Here is a 16,129-nt window from a genome sequence, read left to right as displayed (position 1 = left end):
ACAACAGACCAAGAAAAATTATTGGATATAAAACACCTAAAGAAATGATGGACTTAGAACTAAAATTTGTAGCTTAGTAACATCAAAAAAACAATACGGTTTGTTGCGTTACAACATTGAATCCAAGGAGCCTAAAAAAAAATAGAAGAATATTAAAATGCCTGATAACATAATAGTTTTAATTACAAGAATAATAATAACTGCCATAGCAGTCTATTTTATTTATTTGGCTTGGACTAAAAACGTGAATTTTGTCAGTTGGATTAAAGAAAAAATCACCAATATATTGCCTATTGACGATTCTATAGACAAACAATTGGAACTTGTAAATATTCTAATAACTAACAATCAACAAAGACAGTTATATTTATTCATTCAAATTGACGAATCTGTTGATAAAATACAAGATATTGAACTTTCTATTACGACGATTCATAACAGAAGAAAAGGAGAAGTTGGACTACTCAAGACCATTAGAGATTACAAATATTATTATGATTTGCTATTTACACCTTATTCAACGATTGACTATATCGACAACCGAATTCTTGAATATCAAAAATGGGTAAATACTGGTCCAGATGGTGTAGATTCAACAAAAGTTAATTTGAAATCATTTAATGGAGATGAATTGATCTTAAAATGGAGAGATGCCGAGAATAAAAAGCATATGAAAAAATGGCCATATGAACGATACAGAACTATTGTAGAAGGACTAAAAAAAGGACCTATACAATTAGAGAAAGGTAAAAATGTTTATGTAAGTGAAATGAAGCTTTAAAATAAATGCTAGTACCTACAATGTATAAACGCAATTACGGCAGATTCGACTACGTCCGAATCCACTCGGAATTGCAAGCGTTAGTGCTTAAACGAAAAAAAGTAATTTAAAATCCGTAACTGACGGTTTTACGAGACCGTTACCTACAAGCGAAAAAAAAAATGAAATTTGAATTAGAAGAAGTTGTCCCTTGGGGAAGAAATTTAAAAGAGTATCGGGAAATGTTTAATTTATCTAATAATGATTTAGATAAAAACATTATCAGTTTCGGAGATGGACCTGCAAGCTTTAATTCTGAACTAAATAATCTTGAAAAAAAATGTACTTCAATTGATTTGATATATCAATTTTCTGAAAATGAACTTAAAGAACGATTTGAAGTTGTTAAAAAACAAGTGTTGAAACAGGTTAGAAATAATACTGAAAACTTTACTTGGAAAAGTATTAAAACCCCTGATGAATTAGAATGTTTAAGAGTCAAATCCATGTCTGATTTCTTAAAAGATTTTTCGAAAGGAAAAAAAGAAGAGAGATATATTTATCATTCTTTACCTGAAAAATTAAATTTTGAAAAGCAAACATTTGATTTAGGTTTAAGTTCACATTTTCTATTATTATACCCTAAGCTTGGATTTGATTTTCACATAAAATCTATAAATGAGATGTTGAGATTATGTAAAGAAGTTAGAATCTTTCCTATCCTAAATTTAAATGCAGAAAAATCAGAAATGCTTGATGATGTTATCTCTCATTTTAAAAATAAGCACCTCGTGAATATTGAAAAAGTAAAGTATGAATTTCAAAAAGGAGGAAATGAAATGCTTACCATACAACATAATAGCCTGTAGGTAACACGGTGTATAAAACATAGCTAATGTCCGCCAAATTTTTAATTTGGCTTTTAAAAAATGATAAATTAAAAACAAAAGATAAAAATTCGGCTCTGTGTTAATCCTAAAAGTTAGTATCTTTTTGCACGCTACGTTCCATACACAAGTCAGTTAGCAAATTTAAATATGAGAATAACTTTAGCAATACTTTTCAGGTTTCTATTTAAAGTGAAAATCTTAAAAAAGAAATGGTATTTTGGGATTTACAAGAGATTCTTTAAACCACTGAATCTATTCAAAGGAATAGTTATAGAAACAAAATATAATCATTTACAACTGAAATTACATATTGAAGACTGGATACAACAAAATATATATTTTTTAGGAGAATATGAGAAAAATGAATTAAAAACACTTCAAATTTTTTTAAAAAAAGACAGTACATTCATTGATTTAGGAGCAAACTTTGGATTGTACACGCTCATTGCATCTAATCTCATTGACACAAAAGGAAATATTATTTGTTTTGAACCGTTCTCCAAAAATTATAAATCTCTGATGGAGAACATTACATTAAACAAACTCGAAAATGTGCAAATTGAGAATCTTGCAGTAGGAGAAAAAAATGGTAAAATCAATTTATACTATGATAAACGAGAAAATAATTTAGGAATGGTTTCTGCAAAAAATATTGAAAAATCTTCTATAGAAGAAGAAGTCAAAATAATATCTTTGGATTCCTATCTACAACACAAAGCCATTACCCATATTGATTTAATTAAAATTGATATAGAAGGTTTTGAATATCCTGCATTAATTGGTATGAAAGCCACTTTAACAAAATATAAACCGACACTACTTATTGAAATACTAGGTAACGGAAAACCTAACAAAAACAGTAAAAATATTCACGAATTTTTATATAACCTTGGTTATTCTAAATATTATATTGATAATGACGGAAATCTATCAAAACTAGAGATAAACAACAATAGGTTTAACTACATTTTTACAACAAAAACATTTGCTAACACAGTATAAAATTAATGCGGGGTTTTAGTTTTCCATAGTTTTGTGCTTCTTTTAGATTGTCTACCTCCCACACTAATCTTATAGAAAAACTTAAGCTACAATTTGAAAATGAACACTGATATTGAAAATCAAATAATCTAAAAAACAATTCATTAAATATAAATTTAAAAAGGCATTTCTAAATGAAATTATCAGGAAAATCTATCAGATCGTTTATTGGATCTAAAAACTATAATATTTCTAGAAATTTCTACATAGATTTAGGGTTTAAAGAAGTTATTACATCCGAAAAAATGTCTTATTTCTATATTGGAGAATTCGGATTTTATCTGCAAGACGCTTATGTGAAAGATTGGATTGATAACTCAATGATTTTCTTTGAAGTTGATAATTTAGAAAATACTTTAAAATACATTCAGAATTTAAAGTTAACTGAAAAGTATGAGAATGTACGCTTGTCCGACATTGTATATAATAAATGGGGAAACGAGTTTTTTCTTCACGATCCTTGCGGAATATTATGGCATTTTGGAATTTTTAAATTTAAAATACGATAGAAAACAAAACTATTTATTACAATATCCTATCTTCAGATTACAGCGTATAAGTCCGATGGACGTTTTTACGCAACAAGACATACCACGTGAGCAATAATAATAAAGAAAAATGAAAATAGGAATTATTTCCTATTTTAAATATGAGATATAATTAGCTTAAAAAAAATAAAAAAAAACTGATAATTTATCCTTTAACTACTTTTGACTTATTTTTAAACTATTAATAATCGTTAGAATTAATTTATTGATAGTTCTAGCCTACATATAAACCTTCATGAATTTTTTATTTGATTTTTAATACTAAATTCCGTGGTTTACCAGGCAAAAACTATACTATACAAACACGCTATATTTTACACCAAAAACAAAACACCTTTCCTTTTTTTAATATATAATTATGGTATTAAAAATATTACATACATTTGCACTGACTTTACGGTCAGTCAAATTAATTTTATGAATAAAAAAAAACAAATAATAGAAATAGCAACTAAACTTTTTTCTGAAAAAGGATTTGAAAACACACCTATTTCAAAAATATGTGAAGAAAGTAATGTTTCAAAAGGATTAGTTTTTCATCATTTTAAATCTAAAGATGAATTGTTAAGGGAAATATTTTCAAGCACTACAGAAACAATAATTAAATTAAATGAATCTGTTAACAAAGAACAATCTCCAATCAAACAATTGTTGGATTTAATCAATTCATTCTTTTCGCAAATAGAAAAGGATAAATTATTTTTTCAATTGAATTTAAACATTATGATTCAACCAAAAACAAGGGTGCTATTAAACGATTTAATAAAAGAAAGAAGTGCTTTTATCCTAAATTCTGTAACTCAACTTTTTGAACAAATAGATACAGAAAGTGCAGAGATTAAAAGTTATTTATTTATAGCAGAACTAGATGGTATTGCACTTAATTATTTAGGGATTTTTGATGATTATCCATTAGATAAAATCAAAAAACAACTAATAAAAAAATATACTAAAAATGGAATTTAAAATAACACAAGACACAAACAAAATTAACGAATTAAAAGCTCAGTTATATTCAAAATTAACAGCTCCCATTGATGCAATGTGGGAGTTATTATACATAGCATCAACTAAAAACTATCTAATTTATAGTCAAGAAAAAAATATAGGATATTGCTCCATTGACAACAATCATAGCCTTCTGCAACTATTTATTTTAGATGGTTTTAAAGCTAAAATGAAAACTGTAGTTGAATCTCTTATTGAGCAAAAATTAATAGTTTCAGCAAGTTTAAGTTCTAACGAACCAATAGCATTTAACACTTGTTTATCACTTTCAAAATCAATCAAACCAAATACGTTTTGCTTTGAGCATACAAATTCAGAAGTTGATGTAAATTCATCTTTAAATCTTCAATTAGTATCAGAAACTGATATTCCAGAAATCAAATCGTTTTTAAAGGAACAAATAGGAATGGATGATACCTTTGGCTATACTGAAAACTTGGTAAGTAGAAAAGAAATTTACTTTATAAAAGAAGACAATAAAATTATTGCTACGAGTGAATGTAGATGGAGTGATACACAGGCAGAAATAGCCGATTTGGGAATTATTGTAAATAAAAATATGCAAGGAAAAGGAATTGCTACTCAAGTTCTAAAATTGCAAGCAAACAGAGTGATACAAGCAAACAGAAAACCAATTTGCTCAACAACAATTGACAATATTGGTTCACAAAAAGCAATTGAAAGAGCTGGTTTTTATTGTTCAAATATCATTTTTGATATTCAATTTTAAGGTTAGAAAAATGACAATAAACGATTTAGGTTTTAATAAACAATTAGAAATATATCGAAAAGAAAATCAATTAGACTCTTTTGAAGTTGCTCGTGTAGTTTCTGAACATAAAGATAGATACACAATTAAAACCGTTTCTAATGAATTGGAGGCTGAACTTATTGGAAATTTAAGATTTACAGCAGAATCCAAATACGATTTACCTGTTGTCGGAGATTGGGTAGCTATTAATGAATATGATGACAATAAGGCGTTAATCCATTTCGTATATCCAAGAACATCTATATTAGAAAGAAAAGCAGTTGGTAAACTTGTTAAAACTCAAATAATTGCAACTAATATTGATGTTGGCTTAATTGTTCAATCAGTAAATCGAGATTTTAATTTAAACCGAATTGAACGCTATTTAACTATTTGTAATTCGGCTAATATTAAACCTATTGTTATTATTAGTAAGATTGATTTAATCCAAACATCAGAATTAAATGAAATTTTAAATAAAACTAAAGAACGAATTAAAGGCGTTTTAATAATTGCAATTAGCAATAAATCAAAAGATGGAATTAGTGAAATAAAACAACAATTAATAAAAGGAAAAACGTATTGTTTGTTAGGTTCTTCGGGAGTTGGAAAATCAACGCTAATAAATACCTTAATTGGAAAAAATATTATGAATACTGGAAATATTAGCGAAAGTATTGATAGAGGAAAGCACGTTACAACTCACAGAGAATTAATTGTTACAGAAAATGGAATTTTAATTGATAATCCTGGCATGAGAGAAGTTGGAATAACTGATAATTTCAAAGGTCTTGAATTGACTTTTGATGAAGTTTCCAATTTAACATTAGACTGTAAATTTAATAACTGTACACATACAAATGAAAAAGGTTGTGCTATTATAAATGCTTTGGAAAACGGAGAATTAGATTCAGAATCGTATCAAAACTTTCAAAAAATGGAACGAGAACGACTATTTTTCGACTCGAGTTCAGAGGAACGTAAAAAGAAAGATAAAGATTTAGGAAAATTGATTAAAAATGTAGTTAAACAAAGAAAAAGAAACAAGTACTAAATACGACAAAGTTTAACAGAAAGATCGGCCGTAATCGAATCTGCCGTAATTTTGGTTACACATTGTTGTGTGTAGTTTTTATTCAATTCTCTCAAACTCACTTCCAATTCCATCAGCATTATTGTCAGAAATATTAAGTTTTGTGTTTTCGTAAATATCTATTATTCCATTTTTCACAAATCCTAAATACTGATTGTTTTCAGGAAATTGAATAAATCTTTCCATTTCTCCAGAGTAAATAGACTCTTTCATAATCAGCTCATAAATTCCATTCGATATTTCAGTTCCATTTTCGGTTACTAAAAACTCATAGTTTTCTTTTAAATTTAGATGGATTATTTTTCCAGTTGTTTCTGGTGTTTCGTGAATATGAAATCCAATTCCACCTTCGGTATTTGTCCAATTCCAATTTCCAATTAAATCCGAATTATCAATTCTTGTTTCATCATCTGAGCTGCAAGAAATTATTGCCAAGGATAGAATGAAGATGTAGAATGTTTTTTTCATAAATCTATTTTTTAATTAGATATTCAAATTCTAATATGGTTGCGTTAAATTACACACAACAATAAAATATCATTACATTCATTGAATAAAAGTAAAGTTATAAAAAATGAATAAAATAAATATTCCATCATTTTATACGAGATTTATACCAAATATTTAAAACCAAACCACCAATAATTAAAGCAATACCTACAAAACTGTATATTGTATATATTTCATTAAAAATAAAAACACCAAAAGTTGCCGTATATACTACTTCAAAATATTTAATAGGTGCCACAATATTTGTAGATGCAGTTTGAAAAGCTTTGGTCATATAAGTTTGCCCGAAAAAACCAAATACACCCAACATCATTAAAAAAAGCCACTCAATACCTTTTGGAGAAACCCAATTGTTAATTGATAATATGCCGCCTAATAGAGTACCAAATAGCATAAAATAATTAACAATTACAATAGGATGTTCACTTTTACCTATTTTACTGATTATTATATAAACAAGTCCACTAAGTACCGATGCAATTAATACCAAAACTAAACCTATTGTACTTATTTGATTATCGAATCCTTTTAAAATAAAAACACCTAAAAGAGAAATTAAAAAGAAAAACCATTGCAATGGTTTTACTTTTTCTTTTAATAAAAAAACAGCAAATATTGCTGAAAAAATTGGTGCTATATATCTTAAAGAAACTGCTGTTCCTATAGATAAATATTTAATAGACATAAAAAAAAGAACCATAGATGACGTACCTACGACAGCTCTTGCTATTAATAACTTATTGTTTTTTCCTATTAAAGGTATTTTATTTTTTAACAAAAATGACATCGTAAAAAAAAGAGATCCTAAAGATCTAAAAAACACAATCTGATAAGTGTTTACTTCATTTAAATATTTGACGGTAGAATTCATACACGCAAATGCAAGCGTGCTAAATAACATGTATTTTATGGCTTTTTTTACATCCAAAATGTAATTATTTTCTTTTTCTTGAAGTGATAAAATATACACCAGTTAATAAAATAACAGAAGCAATAATTGACTGTGCAGTTAATGTTTCGTCTAAAAAAAACCATCCCATAAATAATGCAATTACTGGGTTTACATAAGCGGAAGTGGCTACTTTTTCTGTGGCTATATTTTTTAGTAAGAAATTAAAAGCTGTAAAAGCAATAATTCCACCAAAAATAATAAGTATAAACATAGAAACTTGTACATTTTTACTCCAAGATAAAGGAGAAACCCATTGCTCTTTAAAAAGTAAACTTGCTATTGCTAAAATTACTCCAGCACATAACATTTGATATCCGGTACTTACCAAATGACTTTTGGGTAAAACTGCTTTAGACACAAAAACACTACCATAACTCCAACTTAAAACACAAGTTAATATCATAAAAACACCTAATAAACTACCTTCTGATGTGGTTAATTCTTGTTGACTTACCAATAAATACATACCTAATATACCTAATGCTACACCAATTAAAGATTTTTTTTGTAAAGGTTTTCTATCTATCAATCTTAATAAAAATAAGACAAATAAAGGTTGTGTAGATGCTAATAAAGCACCAAAACCACTATCTACATACTTTAAGGCCCAAACAAAAACTCCATTACCATAAACCAAAAAGAAAAAGGCAGCTATACTAGAATTTAAAAATTGTTTTTTAGAAATAGCTAAATTTTGTTTAGTTAATAATGCTAAAAGAATCATTAATAACCCTGCTATAGAAAATCGAATACAGGCTAAGAAAAAAGGAGGTAACTCTGTTACAGCAATTTTATTAAATACATAAGTAGATCCCCAAATGACATATATGGCAAAAAAAGAAATAACAATAAGAAATTTAGAATTTTTCAAAGAAAGTCAGTTTTAAGAATCAAAAGTACTATTTAAAATTCCGATTTTAATTTATTTAATTCAATTTTTAATTAATGCTTAAATTTTTATAAACCAACTTTATAAATACAATTATCAACAAATAAATTATATGTAAAAAAAGCCTTTAGATATTAATATCTAAAGGCTTTTTACAAAAAATTGTATTACTAAGTTATTTAGTTTTTTTCTCGATAATTGTATCATTATCTATATTAAATTGTTTGTTTTCTCTATCTTTTGTCCCTTTTATATTTATAGGGTTAGTTTGTTTTTTAGTTCTCTCAAATTTTTTGTTGTCTTTTATCATACTCATTTCTTATTATTTTTAAGTTCAAATCTAAGATACAGACAATCAATATTATATGAAAAAATAAGGCGTTAAAAATTGTTAAACTATCTGTTTTAATGTTAAAATTGTAAATGCGTTAAAATCTATTTTTTTTGAGATAATTTTATCTAAAAAGACCTCTTAAATTGGGCTTTTTTTAAAAACAATTCTATTTAGCCTATTATTTTTTTTAAAATACCAAATACTTTTTTTTCTATTACGTCTACAGATTCATCAGCAAAAAATACTTTTTTAATGTCTTTGATTAAATCATCTTTTTCTTGCTGATTTAATTTATTTTCAAAAATATATTGTTGAATTTTATCTAAACTTTTTTCATCAGAATCTATAACAACCTCATTATGTACTTTGTAATAAGTTGTTGTATTAACTTTAGAAAGTATGAAATTCTGTTCTTCTTCAGACTCAAAATAATTACATTGTGCTGCATACAATAATACATATGCTTCAAATTCTTTTTTTGTCCAATCTAGTTTCATATTACTTTTCTATTGGTAAATTTTCGGTTGATCCCCACTCTGTCCAAGAACCATCATAAACAGCGTAATTTTTATATCCTGATAAAATTGATGCTAAAGCTAAAATAGAAGCCGTAATTCCGGAACCACATGAAAAAATAAAATCTTTTTTTTCTGGATTTAGATTATCAAAAATTATTTTTAACTCCTCTTCTGTTTTAAACATTCCGTTTTCTAAAACAGATAAAAAAGGTAAGTTTACAGAATTTGGTATATGTCCTCCTTTTATTTCCTTTCTTGGTTCTGCTTCTGTAGCATTAAATCTACCAGAAGAACGAGCATCAACAACTAAAAAATCTTTATTATTTATATTAGATAAGATGTTATTAGTGAATGTTATTTTATTAGGTTGATATGATGCTTTAAAATTTCCTTTTGCAAAGGTTTTAGCTGTTGGTTTTTCAATTGGATAATTATTCTCTTTCCATTTAGGTAAACCACCATTTAAAATAGCTACATTTTTAAAACCCATTAATTGGAACATCCACCAAACTCTTGGTGAAGAATAAACACCTAAATCATCATAACAAACTACAATACTCTCTTTGTTTATGCCTAATTCTTGAGCTTTATTTTCAAACGCATCTGTGGGTAAAATTGTATTAGGAAAAGGAGCTTTTTTGTCTGAAAAAGTATTTTTTATATCAAAAAAAACAGCTCCTTTTATTTGTACTTTATCAACTTTAATTGTTGATTTAACTGTTACTTTAGGAATTGTACAATCTAAAATAATTAAATTTTTATCATTTAAATGATTGTTTAACCAATTTACAGAAACTATTGGTTTAGTAATTTCTAAAGACATATTAATTTATTTTACAGCATCATAATTATCATCCCAATCTTTTGGTTTAGGATCATGTAGTTTACCTAAAGATTTGGCTACCAAAATAGATACAGTTGCGTCTCCTGTAACGTTAACAACAGTTCTACACATATCTAAAGGTCTATCTACTGCAAATATAAGTGCGATTCCTAACGGTAATAATTCTGCTGGAAAACCAAGAGTTTCTAATACAACAACTAACATTACAATTCCGGCACTTGGTACAGCTGCACTACCAATAGAAGCTAATACAGAAGTAGCAATAATTACAATTTGATTAGAAAATGTTAAACCTTCTGGCCATAGAACTTGCATAATAAAAACAGCTGCTATACCTTGGTATAAACTAGTACCGTCCATATTTACAGTTGCACCAACAGGTAATACAAAACCGGCAACTTCTTTATCTACACCTAAATGTTCTTCTACACGCTCCATAGTTACAGGTAAAGTAGCTGCGCTACTACTTGTAGAAAAAGCTAATAATTGAGCCGGACTAATTTGTTTTAAAAACCAAATAGGTGATTTTTTTGTGTAAAAACTTACAAGAACTAGATAAAAACCAATTAAAATAACTAAACCACCAAATACGCAGAAAGCATACCAAAGTAATTTTAATAAAATTTCTGTATCATCAAAAGAGATTATAACGTTTGCTAATAAAGAGAAAACAGCATAAGGAGCAAAAAGCATAATTAAATCTACCATTTTCATAACAACTTCGTTTAAAGAATCAAAGAAATCTACCAAAGGTTTTGCTTTCTTTTGATCTATTAACAATAAACAAATACCTACAAATAATGCAAAAAAGATAACTTGTAGCATAGAAGCATCTGTTAAAGATTTAAAAATATTACTTGGAAAAATATCTACTAATGCTTGTAATGGGCCAGCTTCTTTTTGAGAAGTTGCTTTATTTAATTTATCTATAACTCCTGCATCATTAGAGTATTTTTGCTTAATCTTTTCAATTGTATCTTCTGGCATTCCATTTCCTGGCTTAACCGTATTAACTATACTTAAACCTATAACTACGGCAACAAGTGTAGTAAACATATATAAACCTATAGTTCTTAATCCCATAGATTTTATTTTAGAAATATCTTTTAAGTCAGAAATACCTTTTATTAAAGAAGCCAGTATTAATGGCACTGCTATTAGTTTTAATAAGTTTATAAATATGGTTCCAAATGGTTTTATCCAATCAGCAACAAAGCCTTTACCCCCATCTATAGAATTCATTATAAAGCCAAAAATGATTCCAAGAAACATTCCTATTAAAATTTTCCAATGTAGTGCTAGTTTTTTCATCAAATGTTTTAAAATTATTAAGAATTTGAAAGATAAAAAAAAATAGAAAAATGAAAGTGACTTTATTTGTATATTGTGTCAGAATTATTAAAATGTAAATATTTTAACTAAAAAAATATATAATGGCAGGAATTTTAGATTTATTAGGTAGCGATTTAGGAAAACAAATTATTTCAGGTGTTTCTGGTTCTACAGGTAACGACTCTAACAAAACGAGTAGTGTTTTAACAATGGCATTACCTGTTTTAATGAAAGCAATGGAAAGAAATGCTTCTACACCAGAAGGAGCTGAAAAATTAATGGGTGCTTTATCTAGCAAACATAATGGTAGTATTTTAGATAATCTTGGTGGTTTATTTGAAGGTGGGGTTGATGAAAGTGTAAAACAAGATGGAGCAGGGATTCTTAATCATATTTTAGGGTCTAAACAACAAGGTGTAGAGCAAGTAATCGGACAAAAATCTGGTTTAGATGCTGGTTCTGTTGCTAATATTTTAAAAGTTGCTGCACCTTTATTAATGGGTGTTTTAGGTAAGCAAAAACAAGAACAAAATGTGAGTAATTCTGGAGATTTATCTGGATTATTAGGTGGTTTGTTAGGTGGTAGTGGCGCTCAATCAGAGCAAAATTTCTTAGAACAAATTTTAGATTCTGATGGTGATGGTAGCGTTGTAGATGATGTTGCTGGTATGTTATTAGGTGGTAACAAAAGTGAATCTGGTGGCGGAATTGGTGGAATGTTAGGAGGACTTTTTGGAAAATAAATTTCTATAAGAATTCAAAATAAAAAGCTCAAACAATTTGTTTGAGCTTTTTTATTTATATCACTTTACTGTTGTAACAAGATTTATAAATATCTTCATAAACCGGTAGAATATTTTCTAATGAAAATCTTTTAGTATGCTCTCTTGCACTTACTTTAAATTTTTCGAGTGTTTTTTCATCTTTTAAAATAGAAATAGCATTTTTTGCCATGTCTTGTACATCACCTAAATCGCTTAAATAACCGGTTACACCATGTATATTTACTTCTGGTAAACCACCTGTATTTGTAGAAATTACTGCTGTTTTTGCCGCCATAGCTTCTAAAGCTGCTAAACCAAAACTTTCTGTTTGAGATGGTAAAAGAAAAATGTCTGAATAACATAAAATCTTAGCTACCTCAGAACTGTTTCCTAAAAACATCACAATATCAGAAATTTTTAATTTATTAACTAAATTTTCTGCTTTTACTCTTTCTGGACCTTCACCCACCAACAACAATTTAGATGGTACTTCTTTTTGAACTTCATAAAAGATTTTAATAACGTCTTCTACTCTTTTTACAGGTCTAAAATTACTTATATGAGTTAAAACTTTTTCGTGAGGTTCTGCAATTGCAATTCTATTACATTTTTTTTGATGGACTTTATCATATTTTTCTACATCAATAAAATTATAAATTACTTGTATATCTTTTTTAATATTAAAAAGTCTGTTTGTTGTATTTTTTAAATCGTTAGATACAGAAGTAACAACATCAGAATTATTAATACTAAATTCTACAGCCGTTTTATATGTTGGATGACTACCTACTAATGTTATATCTGTACCGTGTAAAGTAGTAACAACCTTTACATAAATACCTTTTTCTTTTAACATTTGTTTTGCCATGTATGCAGCATATGCGTGCGGTATTGCATAATGTACATGTAATACTTCTAACTCATGTTTTTCTACAACTTCAACAATTTTACTAGAAAGTGCTAGTTCATAAGGTTGGTATTGAAATAATGGGTATTCTTCTAAAATTACTTGATGAAAATGTAAATGATGCGAAATAAAATCTAAGCGAACTGGTTGGTTATATGTAATAAAATGAACTTCGTGCCCTTTATCTGCTAAAGCCATTCCTAATTCTGTTGCAACTACTCCACTTCCACCAAATGTTGGGTAACAAACAATACCTATTTTCATTCTTTATAAAAAGATTAAATAATTAAATAATTTTTAAAGTTGATAAAACATCAACTTGTTTGTGGTAAAGATAGAAGTATTCTTACAGTTTAAATCTAAATAAAAACATAAAAAAACCTACAATTTAAATTGTAGGTTCTATATTTAAAATACTAAAACAAAATTAGTATTAATAATCACCTAAAGTAACCGGGTTTTGAGCTAATGCGTTTTCTAATTGCTCATCGTTTGGTGCTTTACCATGCCATGCATGTGTATGCATCATAAAATCTACACCATTACCCATTTCTGTATATAATAAAATACAAACTGGTTTACCTTTACCAGTCATAGATTTTGCTTCTGCTAAACCAGCTAAGATTGCTTCAATATCATTTCCTTCTTTTACTTCTAAAACATCCCAACCAAAAGCTTCAAATTTAGCTTTAATGCTTCCCATTGCTAAAACTTCATCAGTAGAACCATCAATTTGTTTTCCATTTAAATCGATAGTAGCAATTAAATTATCAACTTTTTTTGCTGATGCATACATTATTGCTTCCCAGTTTTGACCTTCTTGTAACTCTCCATCTCCATGTAAAGTATAAACAAGTTTATCATCTCCATTTAATTTTTTAGCTTGTGCTGCTCCTAAACCAACAGATAACCCTTGTCCTAATGATCCAGATGCAATTCTAACACCAGGTAAACCTTCATGAGTTGTTGGATGACCTTGTAAACGAGAATTTAACAATCTAAAAGTAGATAATTCTTCTACATCAAAGAAACCACTGTGTGCCAAAACACTATAAAAAACAGGTGAAATATGTCCGTTAGATAAGAAAAATAAATCTTCATTTTTTCCATCCATATCAAAATCTGTAGAATATTCCATTACTTCTTGATATAAACAAGTAATAAATTCTGCACACCCTAAAGAACCTCCTGGATGACCAGAATTTACTTTATGAACCATTCTTAATATATCTCTACGAACTTGTTGCGTAAAATCTTGTAATTGTTGTGTTGTTGGCATTTTATTATTTTAATTTGTGATGACAAAAATACAAAAGTGATTGAATTTTATTCTGTTTTAATATTATTTATTTAATAATAATTAATAAAATTACCTACAAAAACTTATTAAGAATGCAATAAACTTAACTGTTTTTAATAAAATGAGATTAAATGAGCTTTTACTTATTAATGTAACCTATGTTTTTTGCTTTTTCTTTTTAGCTGCAGGAAACAAAATATTATTTAAAATTAAACGATATCCGGGTGATGTTGGATGTAAATCTAATTCGGTTTTAGGATCTCCTACTCTATGTGTATAATCTTCAGGATCATGTCCTCCGTAAAAAGTAAACATTCCTTTTCCTTTTGTTCCATGTATATAACGTGCTTCTCTGTTTACTTTATTTTCTCCTAAAACTAATACATTACTTTTAATTGTGTTTCTATTAAATGATGTAGTTTGTCCCATAAAACCTTTTACCAAAGTTGTATGGTTTTGTGTTAGCATTGTTGGTACAGGATCCCATTTGGCAGAAAATTCTACTAAAGAAAAATAATCTGATGTTTTGGGTATTTTACGTTTATTAGTCATATCAATTGAAGAAAACTCATAAACCGTAGGGCTTCTAATTAATTGAAAATCTTTAAAAGCAAAAGTTTTATTAAAATCTATTTTAGATTGATAATTTATATCTGTTCCGTCTCCATCAAACATTGCTTCTGCTATATCTACACCATCGGCAGACAATGCAATATCAAAACTATCGGTAGCAGAACACATAGCAAACATAAAACCACCACCAATTACATAATCTCTTATTTTTTTAGAAACCGCTAATTTTTCTTCAGATACTTTAGAATAGCCAAGTTCTTTTGCTAGTTTTTCTGCATTTTTTTTACCTTCTAAATACCAAGGTGCAGTTCTAAAAGCTCCATAAAACCGACCATATTGTCCGGTAAAATCTTCGTGATGTAAGTGTAACCATTCGTATAATAATAGTTTATCTTCTAAAACTTCTTTATCGTAAATAACATCAAAAGGGATTTCTGCATAAGTTAAAACCATTGTAACGGCATCATCCCAAGGCATTTTATCTTTAGGAGAATATACTGCTATTTTTGGCGCTTTTTCTAAGGTTACTGCATCTTGATTTGAAGATGGTGATGAAATTTCTTCTAATATTAATTGTGCTTTAGCGTCTGAAATTATTTGATAAGAAACCCCTCTAATTTTACACTCCTTTTCTACAATTTTATTGTTTTCAATTAAAAAAGCTCCTCCATCATAATTTAAAAGCCATTTAGATTTTAACCCAGCTTGCAAAGAATAATATACAATTCCGTAAGCTTTTAAATGACTTTTTTGGTTATCATGACTCATTGGTACATATATAAATGATGCCCAAATTGAGTTTGAGGTTAAAATAAATAGAATTAAAACAAAGTATTTTCTTATCATTAACATTATTTTTTGGTCCACTTTTTTATTTTTTCATCTAAGAAACCTACACCAAAAAGACCTAATAAAAAAGAGGTTGGCATACCTATAATTGTTTTTATAAACTCTTTAGGGTTTCTTTGGTAGTCTTTTTTGTAGCCAAAAAAGAAAATAGAAAAATAAATTAGCAAAATAATTATACCAAAAAATATTTCCATAATGTTTGAGTTTTATAAAACTAAAATACACAATTACATTAAGGTAATTGTGTATTTCTATAATTTTATAAA

General features: G+C 27.7%; 19 protein-coding genes. 8 read left to right on the top strand and 11 right to left on the bottom strand.

What is annotated here, in order from left to right; genetic code table 11:
• The first annotated feature begins 157 nt into the window (after positions 1-157).
• The 7 genes from KI686_RS14705 (at position 158) to rsgA (ending at position 6,052) form a co-directional block, all read left to right on the top strand.
• Positions 158-781 carry a hypothetical protein gene (locus KI686_RS14705; protein ID WP_237590089.1) on the top strand — a complete coding sequence of 208 codons (624 nt, stop codon included), beginning with the start codon at positions 158-160 and terminating at the stop codon, positions 779-781.
• Positions 782-942: 161 nt separating this feature from the next.
• Complete coding sequence (locus tag KI686_RS14700) at positions 943-1,629, top strand: hypothetical protein (RefSeq protein ID WP_237590088.1); 687 nt, start codon at positions 943-945, stop codon at positions 1,627-1,629.
• Positions 1,630-1,797: 168 nt separating this feature from the next.
• A complete protein-coding gene (locus KI686_RS14695) occupies positions 1,798-2,652 on the top strand; it encodes an FkbM family methyltransferase (protein WP_237590087.1) in 855 nt (284 codons plus the stop codon).
• A 173-nt stretch (positions 2,653-2,825) separates the two neighbouring features.
• Positions 2,826-3,200 (top strand): VOC family protein, encoded by a 375-nt coding sequence (locus tag KI686_RS14690; RefSeq protein ID WP_237590086.1) that lies wholly within the window; start codon positions 2,826-2,828, stop codon positions 3,198-3,200.
• A gap of 456 nt (positions 3,201-3,656) precedes the next feature.
• Positions 3,657-4,205: a TetR/AcrR family transcriptional regulator gene (locus tag KI686_RS14685; RefSeq protein WP_237590085.1), complete on the top strand. Its 549-nt coding sequence runs from the start codon at positions 3,657-3,659 to the stop codon at positions 4,203-4,205.
• Positions 4,195-4,977, top strand: a complete 783-nt coding sequence (locus KI686_RS14680; RefSeq protein ID WP_237590084.1) for a GNAT family N-acetyltransferase — start codon at positions 4,195-4,197, stop codon at positions 4,975-4,977. The genes KI686_RS14685 and KI686_RS14680 overlap by 11 nt, the downstream gene beginning before the upstream one ends.
• Positions 4,961-6,052, top strand: a complete 1,092-nt coding sequence (gene rsgA / locus KI686_RS14675) for a ribosome small subunit-dependent GTPase A (RefSeq protein WP_237590083.1) — start codon at positions 4,961-4,963, stop codon at positions 6,050-6,052. Before KI686_RS14680 ends, rsgA begins: the two co-directional genes overlap by 17 nt.
• A gap of 78 nt (positions 6,053-6,130) precedes the next feature.
• On the opposite strand, the gene KI686_RS14670 is transcribed toward rsgA, so the two are convergent.
• The 7 genes from KI686_RS14670 to KI686_RS14640 all read right to left on the bottom strand — a co-directional run bounded on the left by KI686_RS14670 (position 6,131) and on the right by KI686_RS14640 (position 11,449).
• Entirely contained in the window at positions 6,131-6,559 is a 429-nt protein-coding gene (locus tag KI686_RS14670) for a hypothetical protein (protein WP_237590082.1), read from the bottom strand.
• Positions 6,560-6,686: 127 nt separating this feature from the next.
• Positions 6,687-7,502, bottom strand: coding sequence for a DMT family transporter (locus tag KI686_RS14665; protein WP_237590092.1), 816 nt, complete (start codon positions 7,500-7,502; stop codon positions 6,687-6,689).
• A gap of 34 nt (positions 7,503-7,536) precedes the next feature.
• Positions 7,537-8,424, bottom strand: a complete 888-nt coding sequence (locus KI686_RS14660; protein ID WP_237590081.1) for an EamA family transporter — start codon at positions 8,422-8,424, stop codon at positions 7,537-7,539.
• A 193-nt stretch (positions 8,425-8,617) separates the two neighbouring features.
• The gene (locus KI686_RS14655; RefSeq protein WP_237590080.1) at positions 8,618-8,758 is read right to left on the bottom strand and encodes a hypothetical protein; all 141 of its coding nucleotides are present in this window, start codon (positions 8,756-8,758) and stop codon (positions 8,618-8,620) included.
• A gap of 188 nt (positions 8,759-8,946) precedes the next feature.
• Positions 8,947-9,273, bottom strand: coding sequence for a hypothetical protein (locus tag KI686_RS14650; RefSeq protein ID WP_237590079.1), 327 nt, complete (start codon positions 9,271-9,273; stop codon positions 8,947-8,949).
• A 1-nt stretch (position 9,274) separates the two neighbouring features.
• Entirely contained in the window at positions 9,275-10,117 is an 843-nt protein-coding gene (locus tag KI686_RS14645) for a sulfurtransferase (protein ID WP_237590078.1), read from the bottom strand.
• Between the two features lie 6 nt (positions 10,118-10,123).
• A complete protein-coding gene (locus KI686_RS14640; RefSeq protein ID WP_237590077.1) occupies positions 10,124-11,449 on the bottom strand; it encodes a dicarboxylate/amino acid:cation symporter in 1,326 nt (441 codons plus the stop codon).
• A gap of 122 nt (positions 11,450-11,571) precedes the next feature.
• Between KI686_RS14640 and KI686_RS14635 the strand changes: the two genes are divergently transcribed.
• The gene (locus KI686_RS14635) at positions 11,572-12,213 is read left to right on the top strand and encodes a DUF937 domain-containing protein (protein WP_237590076.1); all 642 of its coding nucleotides are present in this window, start codon (positions 11,572-11,574) and stop codon (positions 12,211-12,213) included.
• A gap of 55 nt (positions 12,214-12,268) precedes the next feature.
• On the opposite strand, the gene bshA is transcribed toward KI686_RS14635, so the two are convergent.
• From bshA to KI686_RS14615, 4 genes are all read right to left on the bottom strand, one after another.
• Positions 12,269-13,405 carry an N-acetyl-alpha-D-glucosaminyl L-malate synthase BshA gene (bshA, locus tag KI686_RS14630; RefSeq protein WP_237590075.1) on the bottom strand — a complete coding sequence of 379 codons (1,137 nt, stop codon included), beginning with the start codon at positions 13,403-13,405 and terminating at the stop codon, positions 12,269-12,271.
• A 169-nt stretch (positions 13,406-13,574) separates the two neighbouring features.
• Positions 13,575-14,420: a transketolase gene (locus KI686_RS14625; protein WP_237590074.1), complete on the bottom strand. Its 846-nt coding sequence runs from the start codon at positions 14,418-14,420 to the stop codon at positions 13,575-13,577.
• 177 nt (positions 14,421-14,597) lie between these two features.
• Positions 14,598-15,782 carry an asparagine synthetase B gene (locus KI686_RS14620; RefSeq protein WP_237590091.1) on the bottom strand — a complete coding sequence of 395 codons (1,185 nt, stop codon included), beginning with the start codon at positions 15,780-15,782 and terminating at the stop codon, positions 14,598-14,600.
• Positions 15,783-15,865: 83 nt separating this feature from the next.
• The gene (locus tag KI686_RS14615) at positions 15,866-16,057 is read right to left on the bottom strand and encodes a hypothetical protein (protein ID WP_237590073.1); all 192 of its coding nucleotides are present in this window, start codon (positions 16,055-16,057) and stop codon (positions 15,866-15,868) included.
• Positions 16,058-16,129 lie beyond the last annotated feature (72 nt).

This window comes from Polaribacter sargassicola, from assembly GCF_021991835.1.
GTDB classification, from domain to species: Bacteria; Bacteroidota; Bacteroidia; order Flavobacteriales; family Flavobacteriaceae; genus Polaribacter; species Polaribacter sargassicola.
The sequence above is the reverse complement of the archived record's forward strand: the minus strand, read 5'-3'. Positions and strand labels throughout refer to the sequence as shown.